At 74.1% G+C, this 22,097-nt stretch carries 4 protein-coding genes; all 4 read right to left on the bottom strand.

Annotated features, from left to right (window positions below):
* Positions 1 to 2: 2 nt before the first annotated feature.
* From DSC45_RS22875 to DSC45_RS22860, 4 genes are read right to left on the bottom strand one after another with little or no spacing between them, the layout of a single operon-like run.
* Positions 3 to 9,380 carry a non-ribosomal peptide synthetase gene (locus tag DSC45_RS22875; protein ID WP_119293793.1) on the bottom strand — a complete coding sequence of 3,126 codons (9,378 nt, stop codon included), beginning with the start codon at positions 9,378 to 9,380 and terminating at the stop codon, positions 3 to 5.
* A 34-nt stretch (positions 9,381 to 9,414) separates the two neighbouring features.
* On the bottom strand, positions 9,415 to 16,239 hold the full coding sequence (locus DSC45_RS22870; RefSeq protein ID WP_119293792.1) for a non-ribosomal peptide synthetase: 6,825 nt from the start codon (positions 16,237 to 16,239) through the stop codon (positions 9,415 to 9,417).
* Positions 16,232 to 17,197 (bottom strand): 3-hydroxyacyl-CoA dehydrogenase family protein, encoded by a 966-nt coding sequence (locus tag DSC45_RS22865; protein WP_240434786.1) that lies wholly within the window; start codon positions 17,195 to 17,197, stop codon positions 16,232 to 16,234. The genes DSC45_RS22870 and DSC45_RS22865 overlap by 8 nt, the downstream gene beginning before the upstream one ends.
* A 33-nt stretch (positions 17,198 to 17,230) precedes the next feature.
* Positions 17,231 to 22,087: a condensation domain-containing protein gene (locus DSC45_RS22860; RefSeq protein WP_119293791.1), complete on the bottom strand. Its 4,857-nt coding sequence runs from the start codon at positions 22,085 to 22,087 to the stop codon at positions 17,231 to 17,233.
* Positions 22,088 to 22,097 lie beyond the last annotated feature (10 nt).

Raw genomic sequence — 22,097 nt, 5'->3', positions numbered from 1 at the left:
GTTCAGCCTTTCTGTCGGGACGGTAGTGGCCTCGTGGGCCGGGGGAGCAGATCGGATACGGGGCGGTCGGGGCGGGTGGCCATCGACGTCAGGAGGTGTGCCAGGTCCGTGGCGACGGCGTGGGCCGTGGGGCGGTCCACGGCGTCGGGGCGGTGGGCGATCCGTAGGTGGAGCCGGTCGTCCTCGGCGTAGGCGGTGAGGGAGAGGGCGTAGTGCGACGCGTCGCGGCCCTCGCTGTTCACCATGCGCAGTCCGGGCGCGACGTCGGCGAGCCGGATCCGGTCGAGCGGGTAGTTCTCGAACACGACGTGGGTCTCGAAGAGGTCGCGTCGGCCGGCGGCCTGCTGGATCTCGCCCAGGCCGAGGTACTGGTGCGGCTGCAGCGTCGCCTGCTCGTCCTGGAAGCGGTGCAGGAGCTCGCCGAGTCCTTCGCTCCCGGTGAGCCGCAGGCGTACGGGGACGGTGTTGATGAAGAGGCCGATCATGGAGTCCACGGACGGCAGTTCGGGCCGCCGCCCGGAGACGGTCGTACCGAACACCACGTCCCGTGCCCCGGTACGGCGGGCAAGGAGCAGGGCCCAGGCGGCCTGGACCACGGTGTTGAGCGTGAGCCCCCGGGACTTCCAGGTCCGAAGGGCCTCGGTGACCGGTGGCGGGACGGAGACGAGGAGTGATTCGGCGGGTGCGGTGGCGCCTCGACCGGGCGCGGTCAGGTGAGCGGCGCCGACCGGGCCGTCCTCGAGGGCCGCTTGCCAGGCCTTGCGTGCCGTGTCCCGGTCGAGGCCGGCCAACTCCGCGAGGTGGTCGCGGAACGGTGTGACCGGCGGCAGCGCGCCCGCGCGTCCGCCCGCGCGGTACAGCGCGAACAGCTCCCCGACGAGCAGCGGCATCGACCAGCCGTCCATCACCAGATGGTGATGGGTGACGACGAGCCGCCAGTCCGCTCCCCCGCACCGGAAGAGCGAGAACCGGACGAGCGGCGGACGGTCGAGCGGGAACCGGCGGCGCAGGTCGGCGTCGGTGATCCGGGCGAGGACGCGTTCGCGCCGGTCCGCCCGTACGCCGGTGAGGTCCACGGTCCGCCAGCCGGGTTCGGCGCGGGCCGACAGGAGCTGTACGGGCCGGGGCAGATCGTCGTGGACGAAGGCGGCGCCGAGGTTCGGGTGCCGCTCCAGGAGCGCCCCGGCGGCCGCGCGCAGGGTGCCGGGGTCGAGCTCGCCGTCGAGGTGGAGGTTCAACTGGGCCTGGTAGACGTCGGGGACGTGCGGGGCGTACAGCGCGTGGAACAGCAGGCCGTGCTGCAGCGGAGTCAGCGGCAGTACGTCGGTGAGGCCCGGGTGCCCGGCCTCCAGCCGTTCGATCTCCTGCTGGTCCAGGGCCACCAGCGGCAGGTCGGAGGGGGTGAGGCCGCCGGCGCCGGCGGCTCGGGTGTGGATCACGAGGGCGTCGAGCGCGGTGAGCAGGAGCTGGGCGAGTTCTTTCAACCGGCTCTCGTCGCCCAGGTCTTCGGCCCAGGTCCAGGTGGTCGTCAGCCGCGGCCCGTCCGGCCCGTCGACCACGATCGCGCCCAGGTCGAGGCGGTGCCCGTCCGGCAACACGGGTCCGCCGGCGGGGAGTTCGGTGAATTCCGGGGTCGGGCTCCAGTCGGCGCCGGACCGGGCGGCGAGCCGTCCCAGGTAGTTGAAGCCGACGGTGGGGCTGCCCAGGCGGGCGAGGGTGGGCGCCGCCGCGGGGTCGAGGTGGCGCAGTACGCCGTAGCCCACACCGCGGTCCGGGATCTCCCGCAGGCGTTCCTTGACCTGCTTGAGTGCGCGGCCGAGGGCGGGGCCCGCGGTCCACACGTCCTGCCAGGTGCAGCTGGTGGGGTCCAGGCGTACGGGGTGCAGGGAGGTGAACCAGCCGACCGTACGGGAGAGTTCGAGCCCGTCGCCCGGCAGGTCGGGGCGGCCGTGGGACTCGAGGTCGAGGAGCAGTCCGCCGGGCCGGCCCGGTGGCTCGGACGGGCCGTGGCGGCGGTGCCACTCCTCGAGGGCGAGCGTGAGTGCGGTGAGCAGGACGGGCTCGAGGCCGCACTGGAAGGCGCGGCAGACCTCGGCGAGCAGCGGTTCGGTGCGGCGTGCGGGCAGGGAGAGGGAGAGGTGGACGGCGGGGGCGCGGGGAGTGGGCGAGGGCCGGCCGGGACGGCTGTCGACGTCTGCGGGGCCGCGGCGGTCGGTGCGCTCGGTCGTGGCCGCCTGGGTCGTGCGGCGCCCGAGAGCGGCGCCGGGCCCGCCGTCGAGGATGCGCTCCCAGAACGGCAACTCGGCCTGGCGGGCGCCCTGTTCGCCCTGCCGGGCGAGGTGGCGGGCCCAGTCGCGGAACGACGTGCCGGGGTGTCGTGGCTGCGGGGTGCGGCCGTCCGCGAAGGAGCGGTAGGCGTCCGCCAGGTCGGTCAGCAGGATGCGCCAGGAGACGCCGTCCACCGCCAGGTGGTGCACGACGAGCACCAGGCGGCCCGGCCGCGCCGGTCCCGCGTCGAGGAACTCCACGGCCGGCATCCGCCCGTTCGCGGGATCGAGCCGGGTGCGTGCGCTCCGTGCTGCCTCGGCGACGGCGGCGGCCAGTTCGCCGGTACGGGCGGGGGCTCGGCGTACCCGCAGGCAGTCGGCGGCGCGGACGGAGCCGGGCGGATGGGCGACCAGCCCCCAGGAGCCGGGCGCCGTCGGCGAGTCCTGCGCGGGCGCTTCCGGGGCGAGCCGCAGCCGCAGCGCCGGATGCTGGTCGACGAGCCACTGGAGGGCGGACACCAGCGTGTCCTCCCGCAGGCCCGGCGGAGTCTGCACGGTGACGCACTGGCTGAAGCCGTCCGGGTCGCTGTCGGGCAGGCCGCGCCACCAGCGCATCACCGGTGTGGCCGGCAGCGCTCCCGTGCCCTCGTCCGGGTCCGGCGCGGGAGCGTTCCCGGGACCGGCGAGCCGTGCGACGGCCGCGAGCCGGGCCACCGTCTGGTGGCGGAACACGTCCCGTACCGAGAACTCGAGTCCGGCCGTACGGGCCCGATTGACCAGCTGGATGGCGGTGATGCTGTCCCCGCCGAGTGCGAAGAAGCCGTCGTCGGCGCCGACCGTGGCCCGGCCGACCAGATCGGCGACGATGGCGCACAGTGCGCGCTCGGTGTCGGTGGCCGGTTCGGCCGGCCCGGCGACGGGTCCGGCCGGGGCCGGCAGGGCGCCCCGGTCGATCTTCTGGTTGCCGGTGAGCGGCAGCCGGTCGAGGGTGACCAGGGCGGCGGGGACCATGTACGCGGGCAGTCGGCCGGCGACGTCGTCGAGTACCGCGCTCTCGTCGACCGTCCGGCCGGGCTCGGGCACCAGATAGCCGACCAGACGCGGCCGGCCGGGCAGGTCCTCCCGCAGGACGACGGCGGCCTGCCCCACCGCGTCGACGTCGGTCAGTGCGGCGGCGATCTCGCCGGTCTCGATCCGGAAGCCGCGCAGCTTCACCTGCCCGTCGGCCCGGCCGCGGAAGGCCAGGACGCCGCCCGGCAGCCATCGGGCCAGGTCGCCCGTGCGGTACATGCGGGCGCCGGGCACCCCGTGCGGGTCGGCGACGAAACGCCCGGCGGTCTGCGCGGGGTCTCCCAGATATCCGCGGGAGACCCCGGTGCCGCCCAGATAGAGCTCCCCGGTGACTCCCGGCGGCACCGGCTCGAGATGTGTGTCGAGTACGTAGGCCCGGCCGCCGTCCACCGGCAGGCCGATGGGGACGCCGCTGCGGGCGTAGGTCTCCTCCGGGGATCCGGGCGGCGGGTCGGTGACCCGGTGCAGGGTGGATCCGGTGGTCGTCTCGCTGGGGCCGTAGCCGTTCACGACGACGATGCCGGGGCAGGCGGCGCGCACCGCCGCCACCGCGCGGGGTGACACGACGTCTCCGCCGGTCCACACCTGCTCCAACTCGCGCAAGCAGCGCGGGTTCTCGTCGGCCACCAGCTGGAAGAGGCCGGCGGTCAGCCACAGGAAGGTGACGCCGGTGCCGGTCACCAGGCGCTCGAGCGTCGCGAGGTCGAGTTCCTGCGGCGGGGCGACCACCACCTCGCCGCCGGTCAGCAGCGGCACCCACAGCTCCTGCGAGGAGGCGTCGAAGGAGTACGGCGAGTGCAGCAGGCAGCGGTGCGGTCCGGCCTCGCGGTGCCAGTGCCGGTCGAGTGCGTAGGCGAGCACGTCGCCCTGGGTGATCGCCACGGCCTTGGGTACGCCGGTGGAGCCGGAGGTGTGGACGGTGTAGGCGAGGGCGCCGGGGTGGGTCGCCGGGCGGGGTGCGGGGGCATCGGGGAGAGGCGGCGGGACCGATTCGTCCCCACGCAGGTCGATGACCGCCGGGCCGTCCGGCGGCGTGCTCGCGGTGCCCTCGTCGGTGTCGGTCACCAGGACGGCGACGGCGGCCGAGCGGAGGACGGAGCGACGGCGGGCGCGGGGTGCGCGGGCGTCCAACGGCACATAGAAACCACCGCACTTGAGGACGGCGAGCGCCGTCCGGGCCAGGTGCTCGCCCCGCTCGACCAGCACTGCGACGGGTGTGCCGGTGGTGACGCCGTATCCGGACAGGCGCGCGGCGAGCCGGTCCGAGTGCGCGTCGAGGTCCGCGTACGACCAGACCTCGTGCGGGGTCCGGACGGCCGGGGCGTGCGGGGTGCGCCGGACCATCTCGGCGAAGCGGCCGGTGAGGGTGGACGCCGCCTCGGGTGGCAGGGGTGCGCCGGTGCCCCAGTCGAGGAGCCGCTCGCGTGTCCGGTCGCCGATGACGTCCACCCGGTGCAGCGGGGTGTCCGGGTCGTGGGCCGCTGCGGTGAGCAGCCGGACCAGTCCGGCGGCGATCTCCGCCGCGGTGTCCGGTTCGAAGCGGCCGGTGCGGTACTCGAGTACGCCGTCCAGGCCGAGCGGGGTGCCGTCGCCGGCGCGGCGTTCGCTCAGACTGAAGGAGAGCGGGAACTTCGCCGACCCGACGGGCGCGGTGCCGACGGCGGCGGTCAGGGCCCCTCCGAGGCCGACCTGGTCAGGGACGGCAGGGGTGACCATCAACATCACCTGGAACAAGGGCAGTTCGTCGGCCCCGAGCTGCGGCCGCACCGAGTCGACGACCAGGTCGAAGGGCACGTCCTGATGGGCGAAGGCTGCCAGGTCGGACTCCCGTACGCGGGCGAGGAGTTGGCGGAACGTGGGGGTGCCGGAGGTGTCGGTGCGCAGGGCCAGGGTGTTGACGAAGAAGCCGACGACGGCGTCGAGACGCGTGTCGGGGCGGTCCGATACTGCGGTTCCGATCGGGATGTCGTCGCCCGCGCCGAGCCGGGTGAGGAGCGCGGCGAGTGCGGTGTGCGCGGCCATGAAGACGGTCGCGCCCTCGGCGGCGGTGAGCGCCGTGAGCCGCTGGTGCACCTCGGCGGGGACGGTGAAGGTGACCGTGTCGCCGCCGTCCGCGGGCGACTCCGGGCGGTCGTCGGGCAGTTCGATCCGCTCGGGCAGCCCGTCGAGCGCTCGGGTCCAGTGGTCGAGCCGCCTGCGGATCCACTCGGGCGGTTCGCCTCCGCGAGGTGCCGACGTGTCCTGCCAGTGCGCGAAGTCCGTGTACTGCAAGGGGAGTTCGGGCAGGTGCGGGGCCTGTCCGCGGAGTCGGGCGGTGTAGGCCGCGCCGAGGTCGGCCAGGAGCGGGCCGACGGACGCGTGGTCGCAGGCGATGTGGTGCAGGAGCAGCAGCAGCACCGGCGGACGGCCCGGCACGGTGAACAGCGCGCTCCGCAGCGGCGGTTCCACGTCGAGCCGGAACGGGCGGCGGGCCGCGTCGGCCAGCGCATCGGTCAACTCGTCGGCTGGGACGGTGATTTCGGCGGGCTGCGGGCACGCGTCCGTGGCGATGACGTGCTGGACGGGGCCGTCGGGGCCGTCGGCCACCACCGTGCGCAGCGCCCGGTGCCGGTCCACGAGGTCGGCGAGGGCGGCACGCAGCGCGTCGCGGTCCGGCTCCGCGCTCAGCCGCAGGACCAGCGGTACGTGGTAGGCGCTGTCCGGGCCGGTGAGTTGTCCGAGGAACCACAGGCGGCGCTGGGCGTGCGAGAGCGGTGCGGGCCCAGCGCCCGCGGCGGGCACCGGGGCGGGACCGGCCGGGACGGGCAGGTCGGCGGGGGCCGGCCGCCCACCCCCTCGGTGGTCCAGTTCGGCGGCCAGATCGGCGACGGTAGGACGGTCGAAGACGTCGCGCACGTCGATGTCCGTGGCGAACGCGGCGCGGATCAGTGCCACCAGACGCGTCGCCCGCAGACTGTCCCCGCCCAGGTCGAAGAAGCTGTCGTCGGCGCCCGGGGGCGGCACGTCGAGCAGTGCGGCGTACAGCCCGGCGAGGCGGCGTTCGGACGCGGTGCGTGGCGGGCGCGAGGCGCTGGAGGCGAGCGGGACGGCCTCGGGCAGGGCGGCACGGTCCACCTTGCCGTTCGCGGTGAGCGGCAGGGCGGGCAGCGCACGGAGGAACGCGGGGACGAACGGCGCGGGCAGCCGGTCGCGCAACCGCTCGCGGACCCCGGCGAGCAATTCCTCCTCGTCGGCGTCCGGCCGGGCGGGTACCACGTAGCCGACGAGCCGGGTGCCGTGCTCCTCGTCCGGGGCGGCCACCACCGCGGCCTCCGCGACCTCGGGCAGGGCGAGCAGTGCCGACTCGGTCTCGGCGGGTTCGATCCGGAACCCGCGGATCTTCACCTGGTCGTCGGCCCGCCCCAGATACTCCAGGCTGCCGTCCGTGCGGGCGCTCACCCGGTCGCCCGACCGGTACATCCGCGATCCCGGCGGGCCGTACGGGTCGGCCACGAAGCGGGTGGCGGTGAGCTCCGGCCGGCCGAGGTACCCACGGGCCACGCCGTCCCCCGCGACGTACAGCTCGCCGGGAACGCCGGGCGGCACCGGTCGCAGCCGGTCGTCCAGGACGAGGAGCCGGGCGCCGGATATCGGGCCGCCCACGGGACTGCCGGGCTCCCGTGTGTGCCGGGCGCCGAGGTCGAGCCGGGTGGCGTGCACGGTGGTCTCGGTGATGCCGTACATGTTGACCAGGAGCGGCGCGCAGTCGCCGCGCCGCTCGAACCACGGGTGCAGCGCGGCGGGACGCAGCCGCTCGCCGCCGAACACCACGAGCCGCAGGGCCAGTTCGCGTGGCGCGTTCCCGTCCTCGGCGTCGGCCCGGTCCAGGGAGTGGAACGCCGAGGGTGTCTGGTTGAGGACCGTGACCCGCTCCCTCGCGAGCAGGTCGAGGAACGCTCGCGGGGAACGGCTCACGTCGTGCGGGACGACGACGAGGCGTCCGCCGTGCGCGAGCGCGCCCCACATCTCCCATACGGAGAAGTCGAAGGCGGCGGAGTGGAACATCGTCCACACGTCGGTGGCGCCGAGCCCGAACCTCTCTCCCTCACCGGACAGCAGGGCCACGGGGCTGCGGTGCGGCACGACCACGCCCTTGGGCCGGCCGGTCGAGCCCGAGGTGTAGATGACGTACGCGGCGTGCCCGGCGGTGAGCGGGGCGGTCCGCTCGCTGTCGTGGAGGTCAGCGGTCGGGTCGCCGGAGCCGCCGAAGTCGCCGAAGTCGCCGGCGTCGCTTGGGTCGCCCGATTCGGCCGAGTCCAGGACGTACACCGGGCGGGCGTCGTCGAGGACCGTCCGGCGCCGCTCGGCGGGCCAGTCCGGGTCCACCGGCAGATACGCGGCCCCGGTCTTGGACACCGCGAGGAGCGCCACCACGAGTTCGGGCGAGCGGGGCAGCACGACGGCCACGGTGCGTTCCGGTCCGGCTCCCCGCCGGACCAGGGCGCGGGCGAGCCGATTGGCCCGCGCGTTGAGGTCGCCGTACGAGAGGGTGGTCGATCCGCAGGTCACCGCGGGAGCCGAGGAGTCGCGGGCCGCCTGCCGCTCGAAGAGGTCCGGGAGGGTGCGGGTGTCGGGTTCCTGCGGCGGGCCGGGGGAGACCGCCTGCGGGTCGGCCGGGCGCGGCAGCAGGCGGCGACGTTCGCCCGAGGAGAGCAACTCGTGTCGTCCCAGGGGTAGTTCCGGGTCGGCGACGATCCGGCCGAGCAGGCGGACGAAGCGCCGCGCCTCCGCCGCCGCCTCCCGTGACCCGTACCGGCCGGGGTCGGCGTAGAGCTCCACGTCGAGTCCCGAGCGGCCGTCGGGCCGCACGGACACCGACAGGTCCTCCACCGGGCCCACCGCGATATGACGGCTCGTCATGGGCCGTCCGGCGAAGCGGTGTCCGAAGCTGAACGGCATCACGTTGGCCGTCACTGCGTACAGCCGCTGCCCGCTGCCGGTGAGGCCCAGGTCCCGGCTCAAGTCCTCATAGCGGTACCGCTGATGCGCCAGCGCCTCGTCGATCTCCGCCCCGACCGCGCGCACGAGGGCGGCACCGCTACGCGACGCCGGTACCTCGATCCGCAGCGGCAGCACGTTCGACGCGGTGCCGCCCACGTCGCGGGCGGTGGAGCGGGTGCGGCCCACCACCGGCATGCCGATGACGACCTCCGGCGCGCCCGAGCGGACGGCCGCGAGCGCAGCGGTCGCCGCGACCGCGAGCACCGGCCACCGCACACCGAGCCCCCGGGCGAGGTCGCGCAGCGCCGTGTGGCCGGGGCCCGGTAGCCGGGCGATCCCGCTCGACGGCAGCCCGTTCGCCGACGCGGCCGCCGTGGCGGGCGGTGGGTCGAGCGGTCCGGGCCGGTCGGCCATCCGTCCGAGCCAGTGGGCGCGGTCGGCACAGGCCTCGGGAGAGTCGCGGTACCGCCGTTCCTCGTCGAGCAGCGAGCCGAGCCGGACCGGCACCGGAGCCGGTTGCGCACCGCGTTCGAGCGCGGCGTACACCTCGCCGACCCGGCGGGCGAACAGTGCGCCGCCGAGCCCGTCGAGTACGAGATGGTGCACGGCCAGGTACCAGCAGAAACGCCGCGGACCGAGCCGCAGCAGCGCCGTCCTGAACAGCGGTCCCGAGGCGAGGTCGAAGGGCAGGATCACATCGGCGCGCATCCACTCCGTGGCCGAGACCATCGGCGCGCTCTCGCCGCTCAGGTCGACGTACGGCACGTGCCATGCGGGCAGCGGGCCGGACCGCTGCCGCGGCGAGCCGGAGGCCGTGGCCGAGAACCGGGCCCGCAGGGGCTCGGACTCGGCCACGACGGCCGCGAACGCCGCCTCGAACAGGGCGGGTTCCAGGTCCCCGGCGATCTCGAAGCCGCCCGCCACGTGGTACCGGGCCGGCGGGGCGAGCTGTTGCCCCAGCCAGATCCCGTACTGCGCGGTGGTGAGCGGAAGGCCGACCGGGGCGCCGGCGGGCGCCGCGGACGGTTCCGGCATGTGCTGCGGCTCCGAGCTCATGACCATGCGGGTTCTCCTGCTTGTCCGGTACTGCGGTGGGTCACAGACGCGTGCGCAGCGTCCTGCCGATCTCGCCCAGCGGCTGCGGGCGCCCCATCTCTCCGTGCGAGCAGTCGACTTCGTGCAGCTCGACCTCGCCGTCCACCAGTGGCCGCCACTGCTCCTCGGCCACTTCCGGCGCCGACTCACGGGCCAGGAACATCAGCAGGTCGCCCTCGAAGCGGCCGGGCCGGTGATCCCGGGAGAGGGTGGCGTTGTTGGAGAAGATCCGTGCCACCGCGGCCACCTGCTCCTCGTCGAAGGATGCGAGCAGCCCCTCCTGACCGTGCGCGATCTGCACGAAACGCGGGTACGTGAGGGTCTCGCCCGCCCACGCCGACCGGTCGTAGCCGAAGAACTCCAGGACCATGGCGAGCACGTCCTGTCCGGCCACCGGACCGCCGTCCGACGGCTCCCCGTCCGGCAGCGCGGAGGGAGGCGACGGGAACGCGTCGAGTACCGAGAGTGTGGCCACCTGCTCACCGTCCGCCTGGAGTTGTACGGCCATCTCGTGGGCGACGAGACCGCCGAACGACCAGCCGAGCAGGTGGTACGGGCCGGTCGGCCGCACCGAGCGCACATGCTCCAGATAGTCCGCCGCCATCTCGGACAGCGAGGCGGGCAGTACGTCGGTCCCGTCCAGGCCGCGCGCCTGCAGCCCGTACAGCGGCCGGTCGGTACCCAGCGGGCGGCTGAGCCCCGCGTACGACCAGGAGATCCCGGCCGCCGGATGCACGCAGAACACCGGCGGCTGCTCCCCGGTGGTGCGCAGCGGAAGCAGCACACCGATACCGCTGTCCACCGCCGCCTCGACGGCATCGGCGACGTCGGCCGCCGGAGCGGACTCGGCCAGTTCGACCGCGGAACCGACCGGGCGGGCGGGCTCTTCGGCGATGGTGGTGAGCAGTGCGGCGAACCGGTCGGCGAGTGCGCGGACCTTCTCCTCCGGCAGCAGATGCGGCCGGAAGTCGAAGCCCACCTGCAGACGTTCGCCGCGGGGCGAGACGATCAGGCTGAGCGGGAAGTGCGGAGCGTCGTTGCCGTGCGCCGCCACGACCTTCAGGCCGGGGGCGGGCTCGGCCAGCGCCTCGCCGTCCAACGGGTAGTTCTCGAACGCCATCACGGTGTCGAACGGGTTGCCGATGTCGGTGATCCGGCGGATCTCACCGAGGCTGACGTGCTGGTACGGCATCAGCGCCGCCTGCTCCCGCTGGAGCCTGGACATCAACGCGCCGAACGTCTCCGCCGGGTCGAGGCGCACCCGGGTGGGGACGGTGTTGATGAACATCCCCACCATCGTCTCCACACCGGTCAGTTCGGCCGGACGGCCGGAGACCACGGAACCGAAGACGACGTCGCTGTTGCCGGTCTCCTGGCCCATCACGATGCCCCAGCCGGTCTGCAGCACCGTGTTGAGGGTGGCGCCGTGCCGGCGGGCCGTGTCGACGAGGGCCAGGGTGGTGGCCTCGTCGAGCTCGACCAGGACGTTTCCCGGCGGCACCGGGTCCGCGGAGCCCTCCTCGAGCGCGATGTGGGTGGAGCCGGTGAGTCCGTCGAGGGCGTTCCGCCACGCGGCTTCGACGTCGGCGTCGTCCACCGAGGACAGCCAGGACAGGTACTCGCGGAACGGTGTGTTCGCCGGCAGCGCGACGTCCGTGTCCACGCCGCCTGCCTGCCGGTAGAAGGTGAAGAAGTCATGCAGCATGACCGGCAACGACCAACCGTCGAGCAGGATGTGATGACTCGTCATCACCACGCGGTGCCGGTCATCGCCGAGCTTCACCAGCATCATCCGCATCATCGGCGGAGCGTCCGGGGTGAACGGCTTGCTGCGCTCGTGCAGCAGCAGCCGCTCCAGCTCCTCCTCGAGCCGGTCGCCGAGGACGGTGGTGAGCTCCTCCACCCGCCAGGGCAGCGTGGCGTCGGCGCCGAAGACCTGTACCGGTTCGGGCAGGCCGTCGTGGACGAAGGCCGCGCTGAGGTTGGCGTGCCGGCCGAGCAGGTCCTGGCCGGCCCGGCGCAGCCGGTCGAGGTCGAGCGGCCCTTCCAGCTCCAGCCATACCTGGGTGGTGTAGACGCCGTGCTCGGTGCCGTCCACCGCGTCCTCGTTCAGACCGCCGAGCAGTACGTGGTACAGCAGGCCCTGCTGGAGCGGGGAGAGCGGCAGCACGTCGTCGAAGCCCGGGTAGGCCTCCTCGAGCCGTTCGACGTCCTCCTGGGTGAGTGCGGTCAGCGGGAAGTCGGAGGGGGTACGGCCGCCCGCGTCCGGCTCCTCGGCGTGCGCCGCGAGCGCGTCCAGGGTCTCGAACCAGGTGTGGCCGATCAGTTCGACCACGTCGTCGTCGATCAGGATGTCCTCGGGCGACATGAAGCTGACGTCGAGCGCCGGGCCCTGGTCGGTGTCCCGGGTCAGGGCGTTGACGGACAGGGGGTGCGAGAGCGGCATGTCCGCGTCCGCACCCGCCGACATGCCGGCCTCCGGAGCCGGTCCCCATTCCTGGGCGCCGGCGGCCGCGGGCAGCAGGAACCGGCCGAAGTAGTTGAAGCCGATGTGCCGGGCGGCGGCGTCCGCGAAGGCGTCCGCGGTCCCCGGGTTGAGGTGGCGGAGCATGCCGAAGCCGATGCCCTTGTCCGGCACGGCGCGCAGGTCCTCCTTGACCCGGTGCACCGCCCGGCCGAGCCGCCGTCCGAAGTCGTGCCGTCCGGCCTCGCCGACGGACCCCGGCGCGATCCGCAGCGGGTACATGCTGGTGAACCAGCCGGCCGTACGGGAGAGGTCGGCGCCGGGGACGACGGGCTCACGTCCGTGCGCCTCCACGTCGAGGACCACGTCCTCCTCGGTGCCGAGCACCTGCTGGACGGCCACCGCGAAGGTGGTGAGCAGTACGTCGTTGATCTCGCAGTGGAACGCCGCCGGGATGGTGCTGTACAGGTGCCGGGCGCGGTCGGCCGGGTAGGTCATCACCTGGTTCCGCGCACGGCTGGTGACGTCCCGCGCGGGGTCCAGCGGGCGCTTGGCCAGCTGCGGGCCCCCGGTGGCCAAGATCTTCTGCCACAAGGGCAGTTCGGCGACGCGGGCCGGCTGCTCGGCCTGCTCGGTCAGTGCCGCACTCCACTCCCGCAGTGTGGTCTCCACCGGGCGCAGGCTCGGGGCGGAGCCCTCCTCGAGCTGCTGGTAGGCGCTGATCAGGTCCGGGACCAGGATGCGCCAGGAGACGCCGTCGCAGGCCAGGTGGTGCAGCATGAACACCAGGCGGCCCGTGGCCTCGTCGCCGGCGTCCAGCCAGACGACGCGCGCCATCGACCCTTCCTGCACGTCGAGTTCGGACTTCGCCCGCGGGACCGCCTCCGCGAGGAGTGCCTCCACGCTCTCGCCTCCCCGCGCGTCCACGCGGCGGACGCAGGAATCGGCGGACACCGAACCGGGTGCGCGGACCTCGAGGCGCCAGTCGCGGGTGCGGTGATCGAGGCGGAGCCGTAGCGCGTCGTGGTGGTCGATCAGTTTCTGCACCGCGCCGCGCAGCAGGTCCTGTCGTACGCCCGCGGGCGTCTGCAGGACCACCAGCTGGTGGAACCCGTCGATGGGTCCGTCCAGTTCACGCAGCCAGTGCACGATCGGGGTGAGGGGTACGTCGCCCACACCGGTGGCGGCGTCGCGCTGGACGGGCTTGCGGGTCTCCCGGGCGATCCGGGCCAGCGCGCGGACGGTCTTGTGCTCGAAGACGTCCTGCGGGGTGAGGACGAGCCCGGCCCGGCGCAGCCGGCTGACCAGCTGGATCGACATGATGCTGTCGCCACCGAGCTCGAAGAACCCGTCCTCGGGCCGCACGTCCGTCTTCCGCAGCACCTCACCGAAGACCTGGACGACGAGCGCTTCACGGGAGGTGGGCTCGTCACCGCCCCTTTCGTCCGGCTTCCCGGGCCCGTCGTGCCCCTCGCCTCCGTCCGGCTTCTCGAGCCCGTCCGGCAGACCGAGCCCCTCCGGCGATTGAGGGGGCCCGCTCGGCAGGGCACCCCCGGGCGCCCCGGGTTCGGGCACGGGCACCGGAGCCCCCCTGTCCAACTTGCCGCTCCCGGTACGCGGCAGCGAACCCACCACAGAGAAGTCCGCCGGCACCAGATGCCGGGGAAGCCGCGACGCCACCCAGTCGCGCAATTCCTCCACCTCAGCCCCGCCGGGCCCAGGCGCCCGCACCACGTACGCACTCAGCCGGCCCGCCCCGCCCGGGTCCCGGTGCACGACGGCCATCGCCTCGGCGACGTCCGGGTGCCCGGCGAGCACCGCCTCGACCTCGCCCGGCTCGATCCGGAAGCCGTTGACCTTGACCTGGGCGTCGACCCGTCCCAGGAAGTCGAGTCGGCCGTCCTCGCGCCGGCTCGCCAGGTCGCCCGTGCGGTACATCCGGGCTCCGGGCGGCCCGTAGGGATCGGCGACGAAGCGCTCGGCGCTGAGTGCGGGCCGGCGCAGATAGCCGAGTGCGAGGGACTCGCCCGCGAGGTACAGCTCGCCGGGCCGGCCCGGCTCCACCGGGCGCAGGGCGCCGTCCAGGACGTAGGCGCGCACGTGCGGCAGCGGCCTGCCGATCGGTGGGGCGCCGGCCTCCGGGGCGCCCGGCTGCTCGCCGTCGGTCCACGAGGTCGCGTAGACGGTGGCCTCGGTGGGGCCGTAGATGTTGCGCAGGGTGGTGCCGGGCAGCAGGGTCCGGACCCGGTCGGCCAGCGCCGCGGGCAGCGCCTCGCCCGCCATGGCCACCGTCGTGGCCGAGACTTCGAGGGCCTCGCTCTCCAGGAGGCTGTTGAACACCGAGGGAATCGCGCACAGCAGTCCGCCGGACCAGCCCGGCGGATCGTCGTCGAGCAGCGACAGCAGATTGCCGACGATCTCGACGGTGCCGCCGCGGGTGAGCGGCGGGTACAGCTCGGCCACCGAGACGTCGAAGCTGAACGAGGTGGCGGCCAGGGTGTGTGCCATCGCCTCGGCACCGAACTCGTCGGCCACCCAGCGCACCAGGGGCGCCACGGCCCGGTGCGGCACCACCACACCCTTGGGGGTGCCGCTTGAGCCCGAGGTGTAGATGACGTACGCCGGGTGCGACGGCCGCAGCGGTGCGGTGCGGTCGGAGTCGACGGGCGCTCCGGACGGGCTCGCGGCGAGCGCCGCGCGCGTGTCGGCGTCGTCGAGTACGAGGACCTGCCGGGCGTGCTCCCGTACGGTGTCCGCGGCCTCCGTCCCCTCGGCGATCACCCAGCTGGGCCGCGCGTCACCGATCATGAAGCGCAGCCGCTCGGCCGGGTAGGCGGGGTCGAGCGGCAGATAGGCGGCGCCGGTCTTCAGGACCGCGAGCATCGCCACCACGGTCTGCGCCGACCGGCCGAGGAGCAGCCCCACGACCTGCTCGGGCCCCACTCCGCGTGCGATCAGGAAATGCGCCAACCTGTCGGCGCGCTCGTGGAGTTCGCGGTAGGTGAGCCGGGTGTCACGGTCGCGGACGGCGACCGCGTCGGCATGCGCGTCCGCGGCGTCCTGCAGCAGATCGGTCAGGGTGTGCGCGGTGGTGTCCTGCCGCGGGACGGCCCCGTACGACAGCGCCGACGTCTGTGCCGCGTCGAGCAGTTCGTAGGAGGCGAGGGGGTGGCCCGGTGCGGCGCCGGCCGCGACGAGGAGCCGGCCGAAGCGGGCGGCGTGCCCGTCGAGTTCGGCCGTGGAGTAACGGTCGGACGCGCCGTGCAGGACGACCAGGAGACCGCGGTCCGCGGGATCCTCGTCGAGCACGATGCGCAGGTCCTCGACCGGCTCGGGGCCGACCCGGCGGACGGTCGCCGCGAGCGCGCCGAAACGCAGCTCGGCACCCGGTACCCGGACGTCGACCACCGGCCCGTACAGCGGCGGGTGGTCGTGCGGCAGTCCGAGCGCCGCACACAACTCGGCGTGCCCGGACCGCTGATGGGCCCGCGCGGCCCGGGACTCCTCGGCCACCTGCTCCACCAGGTCCGCGAAGCGCGTCCCCGGACGTACGGTCAGCCGCAGCGGCACCGTGTGCCCGGCCGCCGCGGGGGAGCGCAGCTGTGCGCGTTCCGTACGGCCGTCGACAGGCAGGCCGAGGACCAGATCGGTGGCACCGGTGACCCGGTGGACGTAGGCGGCGACGGCCGCGGACAGGACCGTGCGCACGGGCACACCCGCGTACCGGGCCGCTGCCCGCACGGCGTGGGTGCCGGCCGCGCCCAGCGGTACCGCACCGGAACGTACCGGAGCGCCCCCGCCGGGACCGGCACCGTCCGCGCGGGCGAGGGTCACCGGCTCGGGGCGGTCCTTCAGGCGCAGGCTCCAGTGGGCGCGGTCCGCGGCGCGCACGGCGGGGTCCACGCGGGGAGCGTGGTCGGTCAGCCGGCCGTCGGTCGCCCGATCGGACGGGCCCTCGGTGAGCGCGCCGTACACCTCGGCCACGCGCCGGCTGATCAGCGAGCAGCCGTAGGCGTCCACCGACGCGCGGTCGTGCCGGTGGAACCAGTGGTGGAGGTCCGGTGCGAGACGCAGCAGTGCCCAGACCGGTTCCGGCGCACGGCCGGCCTCCGTGTGTGCGCGCACCCAGGCGTGCGCGGCGGCGGCCGGGTCGGGCTCCGCGCCGAGGTCCACGACGGGCAGCGGCTCCTCGGCGTCCGCGAGCGGGCGCAGGACGTCCGTCTCCCGCGCCACCTGGGCCACCGCGCGCCGCAGCGCGCCGGTGTCGAGTGGGCCGGTCAGTTCCACGACCTCGGCGGTGTGGCCGGAGTCGGGCGCGGGCCCGACCGGCCCGACGGCCTCTGCGTTTCGTACGTCAGCCACGGCTGACTCCTCCCCGTGCGGTCTGGTTCTGCTGGGTGTGCTGCGTGAGCTGCGCGTACTGGTGGAAGCCGCTGCCCGACTTGCGGCCGAGCCGGCCTTCGGCGACCAGGCGGGCGAGTTCGGGGCAGGGCCGGAAGCGCTCCTCGCCGGTGTGCTGCCGGAGCACCTCGAGGGAGTCCGCGATCGTGTCGAGTCCGATCAGGTCGGCGGTGCGCAGCGGGCCCATGGGGTGCCCGAAGCAGTCCTGGAAGATGCGGTCGACGGTCTCCGCGTCCGCGGTTCCCTCGCCGTACACCGCGGCCGCCTCGTTGAGGGTCAGCATCAGGACGCGGTTGGTGACGAAGCCGGGAGCGTCGCCGACGACGATGGCCTGCTTGCCGATCTCGGCCAGGAAGCCCTCGGTGAGCCGGAGGGTCCGTTCGCTCGTGGTGGGGGCGCGGACGACCTCCACCGAGTGCTTCAGCGGCGCCGGGTTCATGAAGTGCGTCCCGATCACGCGGTCCGGGCGGCCGGTGTACGAGCCGAGCACGGCGATCGGGATGCACGAGGTGTTGGAGGCGAACACGGCCTCGGCCGGGCACACCCGGTCGAGCTCGCCGAGGATCTCCTTCTTCAGCGGCTCGTCCTCGCGGGCGCACTCCACGACGAGGAGAGCGTCGCCGAGCGCACTCAACTCGGCTGACCAGCGCACCCGTTCCGGTGTTCCGGGCAGTGCGTCGATGCCGGTTCCGGGGCCGGCGGGCGCGTTCTTCGGGCGCAGCAGCCGAGCGGTGCGGATGCCGTCCCGCAGCCGGGCCGGTCCGGCCTCCAGCGCCTGCGGACGGGGATCCACGACCACCACCGGGTGTCCGGCGTCGGCGAAGCACTGGGCCACGCCGACGCCCATGACTCCGGCGCCGACCACGCCCACCGGCACGGCGGCCGTCGAAGCCCGGTCGATGTCCTTGTGGTTGCCCACGGTTGCAGCTCCTTCGGTTCCGTCGTCCGGCGGTCAGCCGGCGAGCGCGGCGGCGTGCCGCAGGGTGGGCAGGGGTGCGGTGGGGGTGCCGAGTCCGGCGCGCAGGACGCTGATCAGTTCCTCCGCGAGCAGTCGTACGGTCGCGGTCTCGAACAGGTCCTCGCGGTGGTCGACGAGCAGCAGCACCTCGTCCGGGGCCGGGCCCTCCAGGACCGTCCACCGCAGGTCGGGGGTGCTTGCGTCGGTCGGTCCCGACGGGACGGGCAGGTCGTCGGCGCGGGTGCCCGCCGGGACGCGCAGGTGCGTGCAGACGATGTCGAACAGCGGGTGGCGGCCCGGTTCCGCGCGCAGGCCGGCCGCGTCCGCGAGCTCGTCCGCGGTCGGCGTGCCGTGGCGTTCCGCCTCCTCGACGGTCCGTGCCACCCGTGCGACCAGACCGGCGAAGTCCCGCTCCTCGCGCAGGCCGAGGCGCAGCGGCAGGCCGGCGCCACCGGCCCCCGTCCACCCGATAACCACCTCGTCGGACTCGGCGCGGCGGGCCAGGAGCGCGGCGATCGCGGCCGTGACCCCGTGGCGTACGCCGTGGCCGCCAGGACGGGCCAGGCTGTGGGCGAGCGGGGCCGGGAGCCGGAACGTGTGGCGGCCGGTGGCGCCGTCCCCGCCGACCGGGCGTGCCCGGTCGGCCGGCAGTACGAAGGCGTCCAGGCCGGCCAACGCCGTACGCCAGTAGGCGAGATCGGACGGTGAGCCGCCGGAGCGCGCCGGCAGGGCGAGCCCGCCGACCGTCCCGTCCGGACGTCCCGGCCGTGCCTGCGCGGGAGGTCCGGCGGACAGCTCCAGGCAGGGGCGGTCCGGTCCCGCACGGTCCGCGACGACCGCGCGCAGGAGTCCGACCAGGTCGTCGCAGAGCGCGGCGACCGTGCTGGAGTCGAAGAGCTGGGTGGCGTACTCGAGGACCACGTCGAGCTCGTCGTCGTTCGCGCGCTCGCCGACCACGATGGAGAGGTCGAACTTGGCGGTGCCGGGCGGGAGTCCGGGGAAGTACGGCCCGGTCTCCTCGTCGCTCTGCGGTCCGAACAGGTTCTCGCCGAAGGCGAAGTCCGGCGGCAGCGTCTGGTGGACGTACATCACGTCGAAGACCGGGTTGCGGCCGGGATCGCGGTCCGGAGCCACCTCGCGCACGACGGTGTCGAACGGGATCTCCTGGTGGTCGAGGGCGCCGAGCACCGTCGCCCGCACCTGGCGCAGCAGTTCCCGGAACGACGGCCGGCCGGTGAGGTCGGAGCGGAGCGCGACCGTGTTGTTGAAGAAGCCCAGCAGTCCCCAGAGTTCGGGCCTGCTGCGCCCGATCGTGGGCGTGCCGACGACGATGTCCTGCTGGCCGGACCAGCGTGCGAGCACCGTGCTCAGGCCGGTCAGCAGCACCATGAAGAGGGTCGAGGTCTCCTCGCTGCCCAACTCCCGCAGCCGGCGAGTGAGATCGGCGGGGATCACGAAGCCGTGGGCCGCGCCGGCGAAGTCCATCCGGGCGGGACGGGGGCGGTCGGTGGGCAGCGTGAGGACCGGAGGTTCGGCCAACGTGCGGCGCCAGTAGGCGAGTTCGTGGTCCAGTCCGTTTCCGGCCATCAACTCCCGCTGCCAGCGGGCGTAGTCGGAGTACTGCACCGGGAGCGGCGGGAGGTCGGGGCTGCGGCCCTCGGTTCTGGCCAGGTAGTACTCGAGCAGTTCCTTCATCTGGATCTGCGGGGCCCAGCCGTCGTTGACCGCGTGGTGCATGCACCAGCCGAAGATGTACTCCTCCTCGGCCACCCGCACCACGGTGGCCCGTACCAGCGAGTCCTCGGCGACGTCGAAGACGTAGGAGGTGGCGGACTTCACCAGGGCCCGAGCGGCGGCCTCCGGGTCCGGCTCGGCGGAGACGTCCTCGTAGGTGAGGAAGTCGCCGAGCTGCGGCCGGAGCACCAGCTCCGGCCTGCCGTCCACCTCGACGAAGTTGGAGCGCAGCGTCGAGTGCCGCTGGGCGAGGTCCTCCCAGGCGAGGCGGAGCGTGCCGACGTCGAGGGGGCCCCGGTGCCGGGAGGCGGCGGGCAGGTTGTAGAGCGTGGTGGTCGGGTCGAGCTGGTGGTGGAACCACATCCGTTCCTGCCCGTACGACAGCATCAACTCGCCGCCGGTGGTGATGGGCGGCAGGGTGCTCTCGGCGTCCTCGGGGGCCGGCTCCTCGCGTACGGGCGCGGGTACGGGCGAGGGCGCGATTGCGGGGGCCGTGGGCTCGGGCAGCCGGTCGCCGATGGAGTCGGCCAGTGAGCCGACGCGCGGATGGTCGTAGATGTCGATCATCTTCAGGCGGACGCCGTACTGCTCGTGGACGCGCTCGATCAGCTGCATCGCGATCACGGAGTTCCCGCCGATGGAGAAGTAGTCCGCTTCGGGAGTCACTTCGTCCGCGTGCAGCAGATCGGCGAGGGTGCGGCCGAGCCAGGGCTGTACGGCCTCACGGGGCTGGTCCGGTGCGGCGACGGGCTCCGGTGCGGCGACGGGCTCCGGGGCCGGAACGGTGACCGGAGCGGGTGGGGCCGCGACCGGTGGCGCGGCAGCGACCGGAGCCGTGGGCGGCGGCGGAGGTTCGGGAGCATCCGACCGCCCGGGCCCGGACCGGTCACTCTTCGCGGAGTCCGTACCGGCCACCAGGCCGAGCAGCCCGTCGAACGACAGCGGCTCGTCCAACGGGTGTGCCCAGCACGGAACTCCGGTGAACGGATGGCCCGGCAACGGCACGAGCCGCGCCCCGTCCGCACCCCGCAGCGCACTCCAGTCCGGCTGGAATCCCAGCTCGTACAGCTCGGCGAGCACGCCGAGTTCGCCGTCGGGCCCCGAGCCCAGGGTGAGGACCCGGACGCCGTCGCGCCCCTCGGCGTACTCCCGCAGCCGGTCGCTCAACTCGCCGCGGCGGGCCAACTCGAGGAACACCACCGGGCCCGACCGCAGTTGTGCGTCGGCCGCGGCGTGCAGCGCCTGGGTGTCCAGCGGTTTGCCGGACACCTCCGGATCGTGGCCGCTGCCGGCGGCGCGCAAGGCCTCGGTGTCGGCCTCCTGCAGCGTCCCGCGCAGCTCGCGCACGGTGTACCGGGCGATCCCCGAGGTCATCATCCCGTCGGCGCGAATTCCGGCGGCCGTGAGGCGATGGTGCGCGGTGAGCTGGGCGAGCGCGGTCGCCGCGGCGTCCGCCGGCATCGGGAGCCGGGACGGCAGGGCCGGGTCGGTCGCCCGTCGCGCCGGCGGGGACTCGGCGTCGGCGGACAGCAGCAGGATGAGGCGCGGAAGCTGGTCACCACCGGTGCCGACCGGTCGCGGGCCGTCCTCGCCGCGGCGCCAGACGGCCGCGGCGGCGAGGCGTACCGCCAGGTCCTCGGTGTCGCGGGCCACCACGGCCGTACGGTGCGGATGGTGGGTGCGGCCCTCGTTGAGCGTGCGGGCCACGTCCTTCAACGCGGCTCTGCTGGAGCGGAGTTCGACGGACAGGCGCTCGCAGAGGGTGAGCAGGTCGGCGGCGCTGCGCGCGGACACCGCGACGGCCCGGTCCGTCGGTCCCTGGGGCCGGGCGGCGGGTGTGGGCGGCTCGGCCGGCGCCTGCTCGACCACACAGTGGGCGTTCACCCCGCCGAGGCTGAACGAGCTGACGCCTGCCCGCCGGATCCCCGCCGGCCACGGCCGCAGCCCGGTCACCACCTCGAGCCGCGCGCCCTCCAGGTCCACCTCGTCGGCAGCCCGCTCGAAGTGCAGGGACGGGTACAGCTCGCCGTGGCGGACGCTGAGGATCGTCTTGATCAGGCCGGCGATACCAGCCGCGTGGTCCAGATGCCCGAGGTTGGTCTTGACCGAGCCGACCCGCAGCCCGCGGCGCTCCCCGGGACGGGCCAGCGCAAGGCCCTCCGCCTCGACGGCGTCGCCGAGCCGGGTGCCCGAACCGTGCGTCTCGACGTAGCCGGCCGTACCGATGTCCAGGCCGGCGCGCTGCCACGCCTTGGCGATCACCTGCGCCTGCGATCGGGCGCTCGGGGTGCTGATGGTCGCCGCGTGGCGGCCGTTGTGCGCCATCGCGGTGCCGCGGATCACCGCGTGCACGAACGCGCCCTCGGCCTCGGCCCGTTCCAGCGTGGTCAGCAGCAGCGCCCCGCCGCCCTCGCCGTTCCCGGCGCCGTCGGCACGGGAGTCGAAGGCCCGGGACCTGGCGGTCGGCGACTGGATGCCGGGGAAGCCGGCGAGCGCCGCGGCGGGCGCCACGATGTGCCGCAGGCTCACCCCGCCGACCACCGCGTGATCGGCCTCGCCGTCGGCCAGTTCGCGGCAGGCCTGGTGGACGGCGACGAGCGAACCGTTGCAGCCGGTGTCCACGCCGTAGGACGGACCGGTGAAGCCGAAGAGATGCGAGATACGGGTCGGCAACGCGCACGGGATGTTGCCGAGCATGCTGAGGGTGCCGGGCTCACGGACCAGGGGCAGATAGCCGTTGCTCGGCGAGCTGAACACCACCGCCGTATTGCTGTCCCGCAGTCGGACCGGCGGGTATCCCGCGTTCTCCAGGACTTCCTGGGTCAGTTGGAGCGCGAGCCGGTGCTGCGGGTCGATCAGTTCGGCCTCGCGCCGGGAGAGTCCGAAGAAGGCGTGGTCGAACAGGTCGATCCGGTCCAGGTACCCCAGTTCGGGATAGTTCTGGCCGGGGTCGAGCGCGGTCGACTCGATCCGCTCGCGGGGGATCGGGCGTACGGAATCGGTGCCCGCGCGCAGGTTCCTGCGGAACGCCTCCGGAGAGTCCGCCTGCGGGAACCGGGTGGCTACGCCGATCACCGCGATGGCCGCTGAGGCCCGGGTGTTTCCCGTTGCGCTCATGTGGCCGCTC

The organism is Streptomyces sp. YIM 130001, from assembly GCF_003574445.1.
In the GTDB taxonomy this organism is placed as follows: Bacteria; Actinomycetota; Actinomycetes; order Streptomycetales; family Streptomycetaceae; genus Streptomyces.
Note: the sequence above shows the minus strand (reverse complement) of the source record. Positions and strands in the feature narration are given on the sequence as shown.

Coding starts and splice junctions, on each gene's coding strand:
- DSC45_RS22875 (WP_119293793.1), bottom strand. CDS start 9,380: ATGGTCATGAGCTCGGAGCCGCAGCACATGCCGGAACCGTCCGCGGCG.
- DSC45_RS22860 (WP_119293791.1), bottom strand. CDS start 22,087: ATGAGCGCAACGGGAAACACCCGGGCCTCAGCGGCCATCGCGGTGATC.